The organism is Microbacterium sp. AC026, assembly GCF_979258475.1.
The window spans coordinates 2,091,762-2,107,384 of sequence record NZ_OZ409857.1 but is presented as its reverse complement, the minus strand read 5'-3'; the positions used below and the strand labels follow the sequence as shown (position 1 = coordinate 2,107,384).

At 68.1% G+C, this 15,623-nt stretch carries 14 protein-coding genes; all 14 read left to right on the top strand.

Annotation, left to right across the window (positions count from 1 at the left end; genetic code table 11):
* Positions 1–246: 246 nt before the first annotated feature.
* The 14 genes from ACZZ93_RS10425 (at position 247) to ACZZ93_RS10360 (ending at position 15,511) form a co-directional block, all read left to right on the top strand.
* Entirely contained in the window at positions 247–1,551 is a 1,305-nt protein-coding gene (locus ACZZ93_RS10425) for a quaternary amine ABC transporter ATP-binding protein (RefSeq protein ID WP_053098367.1), read from the top strand.
* Positions 1,551–2,579 (top strand): ABC transporter permease, encoded by a 1,029-nt coding sequence (locus tag ACZZ93_RS10420; RefSeq protein ID WP_295101654.1) that lies wholly within the window; start codon positions 1,551–1,553, stop codon positions 2,577–2,579. The genes ACZZ93_RS10425 and ACZZ93_RS10420 overlap by 1 nt, the downstream gene beginning before the upstream one ends.
* A 76-nt stretch (positions 2,580–2,655) precedes the next feature.
* Positions 2,656–3,573, top strand: a complete 918-nt coding sequence (locus ACZZ93_RS10415) for a glycine betaine ABC transporter substrate-binding protein (RefSeq protein WP_053098368.1) — start codon at positions 2,656–2,658, stop codon at positions 3,571–3,573.
* A gap of 288 nt (positions 3,574–3,861) precedes the next feature.
* The gene (locus tag ACZZ93_RS10410; protein ID WP_463511048.1) at positions 3,862–5,781 is read left to right on the top strand and encodes a GEVED domain-containing protein; all 1,920 of its coding nucleotides are present in this window, start codon (positions 3,862–3,864) and stop codon (positions 5,779–5,781) included.
* The gene (locus ACZZ93_RS10405; protein WP_463511736.1) at positions 5,664–6,161 is read left to right on the top strand and encodes a SpaA isopeptide-forming pilin-related protein; all 498 of its coding nucleotides are present in this window, start codon (positions 5,664–5,666) and stop codon (positions 6,159–6,161) included. The genes ACZZ93_RS10410 and ACZZ93_RS10405 overlap by 118 nt, the downstream gene beginning before the upstream one ends.
* Before the next feature lie 189 nt (positions 6,162–6,350).
* Positions 6,351–7,823 (top strand): lipase maturation factor family protein, encoded by a 1,473-nt coding sequence (locus ACZZ93_RS10400; protein ID WP_463511047.1) that lies wholly within the window; start codon positions 6,351–6,353, stop codon positions 7,821–7,823.
* 178 nt (positions 7,824–8,001) lie between these two features.
* The gene (locus ACZZ93_RS10395) at positions 8,002–9,111 is read left to right on the top strand and encodes a LacI family DNA-binding transcriptional regulator (protein ID WP_463511046.1); all 1,110 of its coding nucleotides are present in this window, start codon (positions 8,002–8,004) and stop codon (positions 9,109–9,111) included.
* A 100-nt stretch (positions 9,112–9,211) separates the two neighbouring features.
* The gene (locus ACZZ93_RS10390) at positions 9,212–10,507 is read left to right on the top strand and encodes an ABC transporter substrate-binding protein (RefSeq protein ID WP_463511045.1); all 1,296 of its coding nucleotides are present in this window, start codon (positions 9,212–9,214) and stop codon (positions 10,505–10,507) included.
* 66 nt (positions 10,508–10,573) lie between these two features.
* Complete coding sequence (locus ACZZ93_RS10385; protein WP_372984814.1) at positions 10,574–11,527, top strand: carbohydrate ABC transporter permease; 954 nt, start codon at positions 10,574–10,576, stop codon at positions 11,525–11,527.
* Positions 11,524–11,760, top strand: a complete 237-nt coding sequence (locus ACZZ93_RS10380) for a hypothetical protein (protein ID WP_463511044.1) — start codon at positions 11,524–11,526, stop codon at positions 11,758–11,760. The genes ACZZ93_RS10385 and ACZZ93_RS10380 overlap by 4 nt, the downstream gene beginning before the upstream one ends.
* Positions 11,757–12,434, top strand: coding sequence for a carbohydrate ABC transporter permease (locus ACZZ93_RS10375; protein WP_463511043.1), 678 nt, complete (start codon positions 11,757–11,759; stop codon positions 12,432–12,434). Before ACZZ93_RS10380 ends, ACZZ93_RS10375 begins: the two co-directional genes overlap by 4 nt.
* A complete protein-coding gene (locus ACZZ93_RS10370) occupies positions 12,431–13,438 on the top strand; it encodes a hydroxyacid dehydrogenase (RefSeq protein ID WP_463498277.1) in 1,008 nt (335 codons plus the stop codon). Before ACZZ93_RS10375 ends, ACZZ93_RS10370 begins: the two co-directional genes overlap by 4 nt.
* Before the next feature lie 49 nt (positions 13,439–13,487).
* Entirely contained in the window at positions 13,488–14,234 is a 747-nt protein-coding gene (locus ACZZ93_RS10365; protein ID WP_463511042.1) for a hypothetical protein, read from the top strand.
* Positions 14,228–15,511 (top strand): outer membrane protein assembly factor BamB family protein, encoded by a 1,284-nt coding sequence (locus ACZZ93_RS10360; RefSeq protein ID WP_463511041.1) that lies wholly within the window; start codon positions 14,228–14,230, stop codon positions 15,509–15,511. The genes ACZZ93_RS10365 and ACZZ93_RS10360 overlap by 7 nt, the downstream gene beginning before the upstream one ends.
* Positions 15,512–15,623: the final 112 nt, after the last annotated feature.

The window sequence follows — 15,623 nt, the reverse complement described above, 5'->3', positions numbered from 1 at the left end:
CCCCTGACCGGCCATTTCGTTACGTTGGTTGGTGGGCCTGACGGCCCGAAGACCAGTCCGCGACCACGTCCTTCTTTCGAATGTGCTGTGCTGCGAAGAGGCGTGGACGTACGGTCGATGCTCTATCGCGGTGGATCCGAAATCCGCCGTCCGCGCCGCCACAGCTCCAACTCGAAACGGCCGGGAGGATCACCCGGGCGCAACCGAAGCAGGCTCAGCCACCCGAAGGAGAGCCGCAGGGGAAACGTGTCCGAAATCGCTCTTGAAGCGCGCAATCTGTACAAGGTGTTCGGGAAGAATCCGAGCAGTGCCGTCCGTCGACTCAAGGCCGGTGAGAGCAGATCCGCCGTCGGCGACGCAGGAACCGCCGCCGTCATCGACGCCAGTTTCACCGTGAACCGCGGCGAGATCTTCGTGATCATGGGGCTCTCCGGTTCCGGCAAGTCCACCATCATCCGCATGCTCAACGGCCTGCACGATGTGACCGACGGATCCGTCATCGTGAACGGCGACCCGATCACGGGCATCCCGTCGTCACGACTCCGCGAGATCCGCCGCGACCGCGTCTCGATGGTGTTCCAGCACTTCGCCCTGCTGCCGCACCGCACGGTCGCCGCGAACGTCGCCTATCCGCTCGAGCTCAAGGGCGTCGGCAAGGACGAGCGACTGAAGAAGGCCGAGGAGATCCTCACCCTGGTGGGTCTCGAAGGCCAGGCCGACAAGCTCCCGTCCGAGCTCTCGGGCGGCATGCAGCAGCGCGTCGGCATCGCCCGTGCGCTCGCCGCCGACTCCGACATCCTGCTCATGGACGAGGCGTTCAGCGCCCTCGACCCGCTGATCCGTCGCGAGATGCAGGAGCAGCTCCTCGAACTGCAGGAGAAGCTGCAGAAGACGATCGTCTTCATCACCCACGACCTCAACGAGGCCATGTTCCTCGGCGACCGCATCGCTGTCATGCGCGACGGTCGCATCGTGCAGATCGGCACGCCCGAGGACATCCTCACGGACCCCGCCAACGACTACGTCGAGCAGTTCGTGCAGGACGTCGACCGCGCTCGCGTGCTCACCGCCGCGAACGTCATGGAGCGCCCGCGCCCGGTCGTCGCCGAGACCGCCGGCCCCCGCACGGCGCTTCGCCAGATGCGCGACGCGTTCATGTCGGCCACCTACGTGACCGGTCGAGACCGCAAGCTGCTGGGAATCGTCACCGATCGGGACGCCGTCAAGCTCGTGCGCCAGGGGGTGTCGACCCTCGACTCCATCATCAAGCCGGCGCCGCAGAGCGTCAGCAAGGACGAGGTGCTGATGAACCTGTTCATCCCCTCCGTCGAATCGCCGCTGCCTCTGGCCGTGGTGGATGCCGAGGGGCGCCTCGTCGGCGTGATCCCACGCATCACCCTGCTCGCAGCCCTGGGCCCCGGCCCCGGTGCCACGGGCGAGCTCACCCTGCCGCTTCTTCCGATGCCGCAGGCCGAGATCGATGCCGTGCTCGATGACGGATGGACGGCCGAGCCGCTGCCGGTCGCGACGACGACGGAGGAGGTGCGCTGATGGATGGTTTCCGCATTCCTCTCGGCAGCTGGGTCGCAACGGGAGTCGACTGGATCAAGACGAACCTCGACGGTCTGCTCGACGTCATCTCGTTCGTGGTCAGCTTCCTGGTCGACGGCCTCACCCGCGCCCTGCTGAGCCCGCATTTCGTGGTCATCATCCTGATCGCGGCGTTCATCGCGTGGCTCGTGCGCTCGTGGCAGCTCGCGATCGGGACGATCGTCTCGTTCGGTCTGATCGTGGCCATGGGCCTCTGGGTCCCCGCGATGCAGACCCTCGCCCTCGTGCTCGTCGCCGCGGTGATCGCCGTGCTGATCGCCGTGCCGCTGGGCATCTGGTCGGCCCGCAACGCCACCGTGCGCGCGGTGCTCAAGCCCGTGCTCGACTTCATGCAGACGATGCCGGCGTTCGTCTACCTGATCCCGGCGATCGTGTTCTTCAGCATCGGCGTCGTGCCCGGTCTCGTCGCCACCGTCATCTTCGCGCTGCCTCCGGGTGTGCGACTGACCGAGCTCGGCATCCGCGGAGTCGACTCCGAGACCGTCGAGGCCGGTCAGGCATTCGGCGCCAAGCCGGGTCAGATCCTGCGCGGCATCCAGCTCCCGCTCGCGATGCCGACGATCCTCGCCGGCGTCAACCAGGTCATCATGCTCGCGCTGTCGATGGCGGTCATCGCCGGTATGGCGGGCGCCGACGGCCTCGGGAAGATCGTCGTCGAGGCGATCTCGACCATCAACATCGCCAAAGGCGTCGAAGCCGGTCTGGGCGTCGTGCTCATCGCCGTCTTCCTCGACCGCGTCACCGCGGCCCTCGGCGACCTGGGCAGCAACCGCTCGTCGCTGCTCGGGATGCTGGCGCGTCGCCGCACGCAGAAGCGTCTCGATGCCGCATCCGCCGAGGCGGAGACGACGGCGACGGCATCCGCTCCCGCATCGGCCGAGGCAGCCGACGCGGAGGATGCCGACGCCGAGGCCGAGCGACTGAAGGCCTCCCCGCGCCGCGCCCCTGTCGGCGGCGGCGTGCACTGACTCATCCCTTCCGCACAAGAGAACACGCAGTACACAGCAACACAGCACCTATATATACGGAACGAGAGACATACACATGAAGAAGAAGATCCTGACCATCGCGGCGATCGGCGCCGCAGCGACACTGACCCTCGCCGGCTGCAGCGGTGACGGCATGGGCGGAACCGGCGGAGACACCGGCGGCAGCGAGTCCGGTTCGGGCGACAAGGGCACGATCACCCTCGGGTTCCTGCCCTCGTGGACCGACGGACTCAGCACCGCATACCTGCTGCAGGACCAGCTCGAGAAGATCGGCTACACGGTCGAGATGAAGACGCTGACCGAGGCGGGTCCGCTGTACACCGGCCTGGCGCAGGGCGATGTCGACATGTACCCGTCGGCCTGGCCCGAGCTGACCCACGCCGAGTACATGGAGACGTACGGCGACGACATCGAGGACCTCGGCGCGTACTACGACAACGCGAAGCTGACCCTCGCGGTTCCGGAGTACTCCGACCTGAACTCGATCGAGGACCTCGCGGGCAAGGGCGCAGAGCTCGACGGCAAGATCTACGGCATCGAGCCGGGTGCCGGCCTCACCGCGCAGACCCAGAAGATGATGCCGGAGTACGGTCTCGACGGCGAGTACGAGCTCGTCACCTCGTCGACCGCGGCGATGCTCACCGAGCTGAAGTCGGCGACCGACAAGCAGGAGGACATCGTCGTGACGCTGTGGCGTCCGTTCTGGGCCAACGACGCCTTCCCCGTGAAGGACCTCGAAGACCCCAAGGGTGCGATGGGCGAGTCCGAGGCCCTGCACTTCCTCGGCACGAAGGGCTTCGCGGAGGAGTTCCCCGAGGCCGCCGAGCTGATCGAGCAGATCAAGCTCGACGACGAGCAGTACGGTTCGCTCGAGGACATGGTCGTGAACGAGTACGGCGAGGGCAAGGAAGCGGATGCCATCGACGCGTGGCTCGAGGAGAACGGCGACCAGTTCGACTGGGTCGTCAGCTGACCTGACTCACGGGAACGAGTCCGTCCGCACGCGGGTGGACTCCCCTCCGATGGGCGGAGGATCTGTCACGGATCCTCCGCCCATCGCTGTGTCTGGGCGGGTGTATTGATGTACCGAAACAGCGGCCATGCACCCCCGTCACGATGTCGCGAGCCCCACGTCTTGTGAGTGCCGTCGAAAGATCGACGACACCCCAGACATGCTTCGCCGGGGCTGATTGCCATGCGCATCGGTCCGTTGCTCGGATCCCGGAACTCCTGCGAGATGTCCCTGTGATTCGAGGACCTCATGACAGCACCCGCACCGGCATCCGCACGCGTACCCCGAGGGCGCCGTCGCCTCCGAACGATCCTCGGAGTCGCGCTCATGGGTGCGATCCTGCTCGCCGGCGGGCTGCCGATGACGCAGCAGCCGGCAGAGGCCATCGAGGAAGCGCTGAGCACGACGCGCACCGCGACGAGCGCGACCATGAACTACCGCGGCGGAGTCACGGCCACACTGACGGTGAACCCGGCCACCACGAAGTCGGGCTCGGCCGGCGTGCAGTTCCTGGCGACCACGCCCCACAACGGATACGGCGCGACCAACGCGATGTTCGCGCCCGGCCTGGACGTCGCGACCACGCCGACGGTAGGACTCGAGGCGGGCGCCGGCATGTGCGACGGCCTGGACTTCTCCGGCTACTGCGCGAACAAGAACGGCACCCTCACCGTGGCATTCAGCCGCGCGGTCACGGATCCGATCATCGACATCTCCGGTCTCGGCGGCTACGCCCAGTGCGTGGAGGAGCGCAATACAGCCGACACGTTCTGCGAGATCATCACCGGCAACGGATTCACGATGAAGACGGATGCCGATGGTGACCGCACAGCCGCGGGCTGGATCGCCATGCAGATGGACATCGTGACACCCGGAGTGACCTTCGCTCCGATCGCCGGCGCGCAGAACCTCAGCGTCACCCCCACCACGCTCACCGCTGCGACGAAGACGAGCAGCTCGCGGTGCAACACCATGCTCCCCACTGCGGCCGAGCTGGCTGGGCGGACGATGACCAGCACCGCGCTCGCCGGCTGCGGCTCCGTCGTGCTGAAGGGCACCTTCCAGACGGTCACCATGAATCTCGGCACGCACATCCAGCGGGCGCCGGCGGCGGATGGCTGGGCGAACGGGTACAACACCTACGACCCGGGCAAGAGCCTCGGCGACCTGATCCGACTCTCGATCCGGCTGCACGAGGACATGGGCGACGCGCCGAGCAGCTACGACGCCGCTCAGGCCGCGGTGCACGTCCAGGGTCCGCTGCGCCTCGGTGCGGGCATCACGTCGGATGCCGACGCGACGGCCAAGCCGACGCTCTCGCCGAACGCCGGTGCAGGAGCCTCGCTCGACACGGATGACGCGATCGCCGACGGCATCCGGGCTCCGCGCGCGATCCGCGGCACCGCGTACTCGTTGCCGATCCCGCTGTCGGGCACCACGTCGCCCGGCACGGTCGCCGGATGGATCGACTTCAACGAGAACGGCATCTTCGATGCGACCGAGCGGGTGCAGGCCGCCTTCCTCGCCGGTGCGACCTCGGTGAACCTCTCGTGGACGGTGCCGGGCACGGCCGTCGTGGGTGACACGTACCTGCGTCTGCGCACGTCGTTCACCGCTGCGGAAGTGGCTGACCCGCGAGGCATCTCGCAGTCCGGTGAGGTCGAGGACTACATCCTCACCCTCGCCGCGGCGGCACCCGCGATCGAGGTCGTCAAGCTCGTGAACGGCGACGACGCGAACACCGCGCCGGGAGTCGCCGTCGACGCCGGATCGGCGATGAGGTTCGAGTTCCGGGTCACGAACACGGGCAATGTCGTGCTGACCGCCGTGCAGCTCGCGGATGACGTCATCGCGGCCGCCTCGATCCTTCCCGTCGGCGCGTGGGACGGCACGCTCGATCCGGGGAGTCGGTCGTGTTCACCGCGACCTACCCCGCCCCGACCACGGGCGGCGTGCTGCACAAGAACACGGCGACCGCCTCAGGGCAGCCGGCGTCGGGCGGGGCTCGGGTCACGGACACCGATCCGGCCCACGCGACCACGCGTGAGGTGCTGGCCTCGCTCATCGTCGAGAAGCTCGGCGAAGACGTCAACGGCGACTGGGTGCGTATGGACGGGTCGGGGTTCCGGCTGCTCGCCGACGCCGCGGGGCTTCCCGGTGCGCCGGTGACTCCCGGGCTGATCGCCGGGGCCGAGGTCGGGCTGTTCACCGCCGCGGGCCTGCGCCCTGGCACGTACTGGCTCGAAGAGACGACGGCGCCGGAAGGGTTCTCACTCCTCGCCGAGCCGGTGAAGATCATCGTGTCGGCGGCCGGTGTGCTGTCGATCGCCGACGGCCAGTCGAGTCCGCAGGTCACCCTCGCCGGCAGCACGGTGTCGGTGCGGGACGTGCCGGTGTTCGAGCTGCCGGCCGCGGGCGGAACGGGGACGCACGGCTTCACGCTCACCGGAGGTCTGCTGATCGCGCTCGCGATCGCGGGCGTGGTCGCGCTGGAGATCCGTCGCGCACGGCGTGGGCGTCGCGAGGAAGTGCTCGACGCCGTCAGCTGACCCGGGTCGAGTCGTCTGCGATCGGGAGGAGATCTGCACTCGGGAGGGGGTCCCCGGTGGATCCTCCTCCCGATCGCCGTTCTCCTCCCGATCGCTGGTCGTCTCCCGACACGGCGACTCCCGACACGGCGCCACCCGGCACGCGCAACCCCCTCTTCGACCTGTCACACCCGGGGTTAGCCTGTGGCCGTGGACGGGTTCGCGGCGGTCGACTTCGGGCTCGCCCGCGAGGTCCTGCAGCGGGGCGTCGCGGCGCTCTATCTCGTCGCGTTCATCTCGACCCTGAACCAGTTCCGACCGCTGCTCGGCGAGCACGGGCTGCTGCCGGCGCCGGCGCTGCTCGACTGGATCGGGCAGAAGGAGTCACGGCGGCGGATGCTGCATCCGACCCTCTTCCTCCGCGTCCGGTACTCCGACCGCAGGCTCGGACTGCTGTGCGGGGCAGGGATCGTCGTGTCCGCGGCGCTGGTCGTCGGCATCCCGCAGTGGGGTCCGCCGTGGGTGCCGATGCTGTGCTTCCTCGCGCTGTGGCTGGGATACATGTCGGTGGTCAGCATCGGTCAGACCTTCTACTCGTTCGGCTGGGAGATGCTGCTGCTCGAGGCGGGGTTCCTGGCCGCCTTCCTCGGTTCGAACGATCAGCCTCCGCCGACCGTCGTGATCGTGCTGTTCTGGTGGCTGCTGTTCCGTGTCGAGTTCGGTGCCGGCATGATCAAGATCCGCGGCGGGCGGGAGTGGCGTGACCTCACGGCGCTGATGTATCACCACGAGACGCAGCCCATGCCGGGGCCGCTCAGCAGGCAGGCCCATCTGCTGCCACGGTGGTTCCATCGCGCCGAGGTCGTCGGCAACCACGTCGCGCAGCTCGTCGTGCCCTTCTTCGTGTTCGCTCCGCTGCTCTCGGTCTGGATTCCCGGTCCCGTGCCCCAGATCGTCGGGGCGGTGGCCGCGACGATCATGATCGCGACCCAGGTGTGGCTCGTCGCGACAGGCAACTTCGCCTGGCTGAACTGGGTGACGATCGTGATCGCCTTCTCGGCGATCGGACTGCCGGGGGTGGGCGCGGTACCGCGCGACGATGCGATGGACGACACGCTGTGGCCCGGCATCCCGCTGTACTGGTTCGTGCTCACGGCGGCCGTGGGCGTGCTCGTCGTGGCGCTGAGTGGGCCCGCCCTGCGCAACCTGTTCGCGCGGCGGCAGCTGATGAACGCGAGCTTCAACCGGTGGCAGATCGGCAACGCCTACGGAGCGTTCGGCACGGTCACGAAGCAGCGGGTCGAGATCGTCGTCGAGGGATCGGTCGACGACGACGGTCTGCTGTGGCGCGAGTACGAGTTCAAGGGAAAGCCGGGCGATGTGCGACGCATCCCGGGGCAGTTCGCGCCGTACCACCTGCGCCTCGACTGGCTGATGTGGTTCCTGCCGCTCGGCCGTTCGCTCGACGACTGGTTCACGGTCTTCCTGCTGCGACTGCTCGAGGCCGATGCTCCGACGCTCGCTCTGCTGCGGTCCGACCCGTTCGAGGGTGAGCCGCCGCGGTGGGTGCGCGCCGTGTCATACCGCTACCGCTTCGCGACGCGGGCCGAACGGCGCGACGGCGCCGGGGTGTGGGTGCGCACGCGCCAGTCCGTCGTGCTCGGTCCCCTCGGGCTGCGGTAGGGTGCGGCGCACAGCATCCGGCATCCGCTGTCCGGCATCCGGCATCCGGCATCCGCAGCGAAGGGGATCACGTGTAACGAAGGACAGATGCGGTGATCCCCTCCGTCGGAGCGCGAGATCTCCTTCGCACGCTAGGAGCGATCCACGCGGGCTATGTTGGATTCTGTTGGATTCGAGCATGCCCATCGGAGGTCTGATGCCCGCCGCCGCGCGTCACGATGCGATCCTCCGCGAGCTCGAGATGCGCGGCTCGCTGTCGAGCGCCGCTCTCGCCGTGCGGCTGGGGGTGACGACCATGACCGTGTGGCGTGATCTCGTCGCACTCGAGGATCGTGGGCTGCTGGTGCGCGTCCATGGTGGCGCGCTCTCTCTCGCCGTGGCGCAGCAGCAGTCCCGCGACAGTGAGCGCGGCGATTCGCGACCGAGACCCGTCGCGACGATCGGGATGATCGTGCCGACGACGCAGTACTACTTCCCCGAGGTGATCAGGGGAGCGAGTCAGGCCGCGCATGAGTCGAACTGCCGACTGGTCGTCGGCGCGACGAACTACTCCGAGGAGGAGGAGTTCCGCCAGGCCGAGCGTCTGATCGCGAGCGGAGTGGATGCCCTGATGATCACCCCGCAGGACACCCTCACCCCCGACTCGCGACTGCAGCGGATGCTGGCTGAGACCGATCTTCCCGTGGTGATGGTCGAGCGTTCCGTCGAGGATCCTCTCGCCGGACGACTCGAGTGGGTCCGCACGGATCATGCCCACGGCGCGGAGGTCGCGGTGCGCCACCTCGTGCAGCAGGGGCACCTCCGGATCGCGCTCGCCGCCAGGCCGTCTGCGACGGTCGCCGGGCTGGACGCGGGGTTCCGGCGGGCGATGGGATCGCTCGATCAGCACTCCACACGCGCCCTCCGGCGCGATCTGTCGCACCCGCAGCTCGGCGACAATGCCAACATCGCCGAGCTCGGCGATCTGCTCGACGACTGTCTGTCCGAGGGGGTCTCCGCAGCGATCCTCCTCGGCGATGCCGACGCGATGGCCTTTCTCGATCTGGTGATCGAGAAGGGCCTGCGGGTGCCCGAGGATTTCGCCGTGGTCGCCTACGACGATGAGGTCGCGGCCTTCGCGACGGTTCCGCTCACGGCGGTCGCGCCACCGAAGCACGAGCTCGGCCACGCCGCGGTGAGGTTGTGCGTGGATCGGCTCAAGCAGCCCGAGGGGGCCGCGCATACACCGGTGCGGATGGCGCTGCTGCCCGCCCTGGTCGTCAGGGAATCGACCGTGCGCCCCGTCTGATTGTTAGGTTCTGTTAGAAACCGCCCACTTCGGTTGGTGAATCGTTCGGCGTGACGAATGATCGAACTCGCACGGTCAACGATTCAAAGGAGAACCCGCGATGTCCCTGCATCGAACTTCCCTCTCTGTGGTGGCTCTCGCCGCCACCTCCGCTCTCGTCGCAGGATGCGCGGCCGGAGGCCCCGCCGCAGACCCCGTCGCCACCGAGACCCCGACGGGCGAAGTCACGTTCTGGTCTTTTCTCAGCGGCATGTCCGACGTGGCCGCCGCGTTCAACGCGAGCCAGGACGACATCACCGTCAACTTCGAGGAGATCCCGAACGGGACGAACGGTGGCTACACCAAGCTCTCCGCCGCCATCGAATCGGGCAGCGGTCCCGACGTCGTGGGCATCGAGTACGACCGGCTGCCCGGTTTCGTCGCGGCTGAACAGCTCGCGCCGGTCGACGGCCTCGTCTCGGGCGACGTGCTCGGCGAGTACGACGAGCAGGTGCGCAACCTCGTCTCGTTCGGCGACGCCGCCTACGCACTCCCCTACGACGCACCGCCCATGGTGATCTGGTACCGCCAGGACGTGCTCGAGGCCGCCGGCGTCGACGTGCCGACCACGTGGGACGAGTTCGAGGACGCGGCACGCGCGGTGAAGGCCGTGAACCCCGACGCCTACCTCACGAGCTTCTTCACCAACGAGCCTCAGCTGGCGCCGATGTCGTGGCAGGCGGGCGCCGAGTGGTTCTCCGTCGAGGACGACAGCTGGAAGGTCGCCATCGACGACGACGAGTCGCAGGAGGTCGCCGACTACTGGCAGCGCCTGATCGATGAGGGACTGGTGAAGAAGCAGCTCGGCTTCAGCGATGAGTGGACAGCCGATCTGAACACCGGCGTGGTCAACGCGTGGGTGGGCGGATCGTGGAGCGCCTCGGCACTGAAGACACGCACCGAAGCCTCCGGTCAGGAGGGCAAGTGGATCGCCGCGGCCCCTCCCTCGTGGGACGGCGAGCCCAGCGGTGCGCTGAGCGGCGGAACGAGCTTCGCGATCCCCGAGAACTCCGACAACGCAGCGGCTGCGGCCGTGTTCCTCGAGTGGCTCGTCACCTCGCCGGATGCGATCGAGGCGCGTGGTGCCGTGGGCACCGCCTACCTCGCCTACCCCGGACTCAACGATGTCGCGGCATCCGTCGCACCGACGGACTACTACGGTAACGACATCTACGAGGTCTTCGATGAGGCGTCGGAGAACCTCGGCGAGTGGGCGTGGGGGCCGAAGTACGACCTCACCGCCACGGCGCTGAAGGACTCGGTCACGGCGTCGCCGACGCTGTCTGACGCGCTCACCTCGACGCAGAAGTCCACGGTCGACGGGCTCGAGAAGCTCGGCCTCGACATCACGGAATAGCCGGTGCATCGTCGGGCGGGCGTCCACGCACGCCCGCCCGACGATACGGATCGAAGGACACAGACCATGACGACTCAGGCATCCGCCACGAGGCGCACCGCGGAACGCACCGCACGGCGCACCGCGCGGAAGACGATACCCGGAACGGGCGGACGCACCGCATCCGTCTTCCTGATCCCCTTCTTCGTCCTCTTCGCGCTGACGATGATCGCTCCGGTGATCTATGCGATCGGCATGAGCCTCTTCGCCGAGAAGCGCAGCGGACTCGGCTTCGGAGGCGCGACGGTCGAGTTCGTCGGGCTCGGCAACTACGTCGAGGTGCTGAGCGACTCGACGTTCACGGACGGTTTCGGTCGGCTCGCGATCTACTGCCTGCTGTACGTGCCGACGTTGCTGGCTGTCGCTCTCGTACTGGCGCTGCTGCTCGACTCGGCAGTCGCCTACGCCAAACGGGCGTTCCAGCTGCTGCTCTTCCTGCCGCACGCCGTTCCCGGTGTGATCGCCGCACTCATCTGGGCGTACCTCTACACGCCCGGCGTCAGCCCGATCGTCAAGGCGCTCGAGTCCGGCGGCATCGGCATCGACTTCCTGTCGGTGCAGCTCGTGCTTCCGTCGATGGTCAACATCGCCGTGTGGGAGTGGGCGGGCTACAACGTCATCATCCTGTTCACCGCGCTTCAGGCGGTGCCCCGTGAGATCCTCGAGGCGGCCAAGGTCGACGGTGCCGGGGAGATCCGCACCGCGCTCTCGATCAAGACGCCTCTGGTCTGGCCCGCGCTCGGTGTCGCGCTGCTGTTCACGGTGATCGGCTCGCTGCAGCTGTTCACCGAGCCGAAGATCCTCTCGTCCGCCACGACCGCGGTCACCAGCACCTGGGTGCCGAACATGTGGGCCTACGACGCGGCGTTCAACCGCAACAACCTGCCGCAGGCGGCTGCCGCCTCGATCATCCTCGCCCTGCTCGCCGGTCTGCTGTCGTGGGTCGTCACCCGATTCACCTCGAAGGAGCCGACGCGATGACCGCCGTGATCGATCGTCCGACATCGCACTCTCGTCGCTCGACGACCTCGACAGACACACGCCCGCGGCATAGCGGACGTCGCACCGCCGCGAAGGTCGGCGTCAACGGACTGCTGGTGCTCGGCTCCGCCTACATGGTGCTGCCGCTGCTCTGGCTGGTGTTCGCGGCGACGAAGGATGCGGGGAGCTCTATTCGGGCAACGCCTTCGCCTTCGGCAGCGATCTCGTCGTGAACCTGCAGCGACTGCTCGCCCAGGATGACGGCATCTTCGTGCGGTGGCTGGGAAACAGCATCCTGTACGCGGGGATCGGAGCCGTCGTCGGCGGGTTCGTCTCACTGATGGCCGGGTACGCGTTCGACAAGTTCGAGTTCCGCGGCAAGCGCGGGTTGTACGCGTCGGTGCTCGTGGGCGTTCTCATCCCGAACACGGCCACGGTGATCCCGCTGTATCTGCTTGCCGCATCGATCGGCCTGACCAACACGATCTGGGCTGTGCTGATCCCGACACTGTGCAACCCCTTCAGCGTCTACCTCGCCCGCGTGTTCTCCTCGGGCTATCTGCCCGCCGAGACGCTCGAGGCGGCGAGGGTCGACGGGGCGGGGCCCATCCGCAGCTTCCTCCAGGTCGGGATGCCGATGCTGGTGCCGGGCTTCGTCACGATCGCGCTGTTCCAGTTCGTGGCCATCTGGAACAACTTCATGCTCCCCCTGATCATGCTGCAGAACCGCGATCTCTTCCCGTCGAGCGTGGGCATCGCGCTGTGGCAGAGCCAGGTGCAGCAGAACCCCGAGTTCTCGACGCTCGTCATCGCCGGCTCGTTCGTCTCCGTGCTCCCCCTGATCATCGCGTTCGTGATGCTGCAGCGGTTCTGGCGATCCGGCCTCTCGGCTGGGAGCGTCAAGTGAGCGCTCGGCGCCCCGTGATCGCCTTCGCGATGACGGCGTCGGTGCGCGAGCGGGTGTTCCCCGAGAGGGTCATGCGCGACTACGAGACCATCGCCGATGTCGCCGGTGTCCTCACCGAGTTCACCTCCCACCCGGCCCGCGCCGTGCTGGCGCAGGCCGAAGTCCTGGTGACCGGGTGGGGAGCGCCGCGCATCGACGCCTCGGTGCTCGACCAGGCCCCTCGCCTCGAGGCCGTGCTGCACGCGGCGGGCACGGTCAAGCCGTATCTCGATCCCGTCGTTCTCGAGCGCGGTGTGCGCGTGAGCTCCGCCGCCGCGGCGAACGCGGTGCCGGTGGCCGAGTACGCCGTCGCGATGATCGTGCTCGCGGGCAAGCAGGTGCTGCCGATCGCTCGCCGTTATGGCCGGGTGCAGGACGAGTTCGACATCGAGGCCGCATTCCCCGGACTGGGCAACTTCGGTCAGCGCGTCGGCATCATCGGCGCGTCGAAGATCGGTCGGATGGTCATCGACATGCTGCGTGCATATTCGTTCGAGGTCGTCGTCTACGACCCGTATCTGACGGAGGACGACGCCGCGGCCCTGGGCGTCACGTCGGTGTCGCTCGACGAGCTGCTGCGTACCAGCCGAGTGGTCTCGGTGCACGCGCCGTCGCTGCCGTCGACGCTCGATCTGGTGGATGCCGCGGGCATCGCCTCCATGCCGCGCGGGGCGACCCTGGTGAATACGGCTCGCGGAGAGATCGTCGACCAGCAGGCTCTGACGAGACGCGTGCTCGCCGGCGAGCTGTTCGCGATACTCGACGTCACGGTGCCGTGGATCCTCGAATCCGACCACCCGCTGTACTCGTCCGACCATGCACTGCTCACGCCGCACATCGCCGGGTCGTACGGAGTGGAGCTCGAGCGCCTGTCGCGGGCGATGCTCGACGAGCTCGGACGGATCACTCGCGATGAACCGCTCGCGTATGAGGTCGAACCCGAACTGCTGGCCATCACCGCCTGACCGCGCGCGCCTCCTCCCCGACATTCGACGACGAACGCAAGGAGTCCCCATGTCCGAACCCCTGAAGCTGACCCGCCGCACAGTCCTGCTCGCCGGGGCCGGAGGGCTGCTCGCCGCGGCCGCAGGCGTCGGCTCCGCGCAGTCTGCGCAGGCCTCCCCGACTCTCTTCCCGACGGGGCGCGCAGGCACCACGATCACCGAGATCGGGCCGGGCATCATGCAGTACTCCCTGATGAGCGGGGTGCTGCTCGACGGCATCTGCTACATCGGATCCCGCAACCTCGAGCCGACCGGGATACTGGCCTTCGACGTCGCCTCCGCCGCTGTGACTCACTCGACGACGCTCGCGACCGGGCACAGTATTCAGGCGCTGACGGTGGATCCGGCGCGAAAGCTGCTCTATGCCGGCATCCTGCAGAAAGCCCCCAGCGCGAACAACCTCTATCGCTGGGATCTGACCGATCTCGCCGCTCCCGCTGTGGCGATCGGCCGTATCGGCGACCGCGACGTGCGCGATCTCGCCGTCGCGCCGGACGGCACCCTGTTCGCAGTCGGCGGCGGTGGCACAGGTGCTCCGGCGCTGTGGCAGTACGACCCGTCGACGGGAGCGATCACGAACCTCGGCGTGCCCGACGCCAAGGCGACGCTCGCGCGCGCCGTCGCGGCGACCGATCAGACGGTGTTCTTCGGGGCCGGAAGCACGCTCGGGGAGGTTCCGGAACGAGCAGGGCAGCGCTCTACGCCTTCGACCGCAGGGCGGCGACCTTCACGGACATCACGCCGACGGAGATGGTGAACGACCCCAGCATCCGCGAGCTCACGATCGCCGGGGACCGGCTGCTGGCGTCGACGGCGGGCGCGGTGGAGCCCACGAAGATCGCGGAGATCTCCCTCGCCGATCACACCTCGTACCGCGCGGTGACGGCGATCGGGACGACGGCGAAGAACTTCGCCGTCGTGGGCGACGACGTCTACTGCGCGAACGACGCGGGGGTGCTGCGGTGGACGCCGGGCGAGGATGCGGTGCATCAGCTTCCGGTGCCCGTCGACCTGGGCGAGATCTGGGGACTCGACGTGCACGACGATGGGCTCGTCGTCGTCTCGGGCTACGGTTTCGTCGCCGCTCTCGAGCTCGACGGCGGTGTGCGCGCCGAGTACGACCTGGGCGAGGCGGGCGCCCCGGTGAGCGCGCAGACCTGCATGGGAATCGCCGTCGGTGCCGGGTTCGCCTACGTGGGAGGCAACGGGGGCATCGCGCGGCACGATCTGCGCCGAGGCGGCGCGGTGAATCTGCGAGCGCCGGGAGAGGCGAAGGATGCCGAGGTCATCGGTGGCGTGCTCTACACGGGGCAGTACAACGCCCAGGGGATCTGGGCCTACGACCCGCGGACCGGGGAGTCGATCCACCGTGTCGCGGCGTTCCCGTCAGCCCAGAATCGCCCCCTCGACACCCACTGGGACGACCGTAATCGGCTGCTCCTCGTCGCCGCCCAGGCGGATACCGAGGGCGGTGGCTCGCTATGGACGTTCGACCCCCGGACGGGAGCGAGCACGCATGCGATCAATCCGATCGACGACATGCAGCTGGTGCGCGCGGTCGTCGCGGTCGACGGTGTCGCGTACCTCGGCGGCGACAACGCGCAGAAGACGGGGCCACGCGGGACGATCGTCGCGTGGGACCCGCTGGCGCACCGTGAGCTCTGGCGGGTTGAGACGGGCGCGCCTCACGGCATCGCCGCGCTCGCCGCTCACGGGCGGTACCTTTTTGCGCTCTCGATCAAGGGTGCACTGGTGGTGATCGATCGACCGCGGCGGGCGATCGTCCACACCGGAGACCTCGCGGCCCTCGTGCCCGGATTCGCGGCGATGAAGGCGGCCCGCGGCGTGGTCTACGGCATCTCGGACACGAACCTGTTCCGCATCGACCCTCGCACCTTCGAGGTGACGACGGTCGTGCCGGGCATCAACGGCGGCTGGTACAGCGGACCCCATCTCAACGTCGATGAGGACGGCGCGGTGTTCACCCTCCGCGGGCGGACGCTGGTCAAGGTCGATGATCGGCCGCGGCGCTGATCCCCGGCATCCTCCGTCCGGCCTTCCGTCTCTCCTTCCCTTCGGCGTTCCGGAGGAGATCTGCGATCGGGAGGGCACATTGCCGAGATTCACCCTCCGAATCGCAGATCTC

Coding starts and splice junctions, on each gene's coding strand:
- ACZZ93_RS10365 (WP_463511042.1), top strand. CDS start 13,488: ATGTCCGAACCCCTGAAGCTGACCCGCCGCACAGTCCTGCTCGCCGGG.
- ACZZ93_RS10410 (WP_463511048.1), top strand. CDS start 3,862: ATGACAGCACCCGCACCGGCATCCGCACGCGTACCCCGAGGGCGCCGT.
- ACZZ93_RS10415 (WP_053098368.1), top strand. CDS start 2,656: ATGAAGAAGAAGATCCTGACCATCGCGGCGATCGGCGCCGCAGCGACA.
- ACZZ93_RS10360 (WP_463511041.1), top strand. CDS start 14,228: ATGGTGAACGACCCCAGCATCCGCGAGCTCACGATCGCCGGGGACCGG.
- ACZZ93_RS10385 (WP_372984814.1), top strand. CDS start 10,574: ATGACGACTCAGGCATCCGCCACGAGGCGCACCGCGGAACGCACCGCA.
- ACZZ93_RS10390 (WP_463511045.1), top strand. CDS start 9,212: ATGTCCCTGCATCGAACTTCCCTCTCTGTGGTGGCTCTCGCCGCCACC.
- ACZZ93_RS10380 (WP_463511044.1), top strand. CDS start 11,524: ATGACCGCCGTGATCGATCGTCCGACATCGCACTCTCGTCGCTCGACG.
- ACZZ93_RS10420 (WP_295101654.1), top strand. CDS start 1,551: ATGGATGGTTTCCGCATTCCTCTCGGCAGCTGGGTCGCAACGGGAGTC.
- ACZZ93_RS10395 (WP_463511046.1), top strand. CDS start 8,002: ATGCCCATCGGAGGTCTGATGCCCGCCGCCGCGCGTCACGATGCGATC.